The 332-nt window shown below is 71.7% G+C and carries 1 protein-coding gene; it reads right to left on the reverse strand.

From position 1 onward, the window contains the following. Nucleotides 1–310, reverse strand: a 310-nt coding sequence (locus QWY29_RS19960; RefSeq protein WP_300962987.1) for an NAD-binding protein, incomplete at its 3' end; no start/stop codon positions are given. Nucleotides 311–332: the final 22 nt, after the last annotated feature.

Genomic DNA, 332 nt, shown 5'->3' on the forward strand with positions numbered 1-332 from the left:
GCACCGCGGTGACGATGTAGGCGTCGGGGTTGAGCTGGCGCACGGTCAGCGTGGCCAGCACGTTGGAGTCGTCGCGGTCGGTGGTGATGATGACCTGCTCGGCGTCGGCGACGCCGGCACGGCGCAGCACCCCGCGGCGGGTCGCGTCGCCGGAGACGACCGCGAGGCCGTCGGCGTGCGCGTCCTGCATCGCCACGTCGCTGGGGTCGACCACGACGATCGCCTCGCGCTCGAGGCCGTTGTTGAGCAGGGTCTGCACCGCGCTGCGGCCCTTGGTGCCGTAGCCGATGACGACGACGTGGTGGTCCATTCTGCTCCTCCAACGGGCGACG

Origin of the sequence: Nocardioides abyssi, from assembly GCF_030412915.1 — a bacterium.
GTDB lineage: Bacteria > Actinomycetota > Actinomycetes > Propionibacteriales > Nocardioidaceae > Nocardioides > Nocardioides abyssi.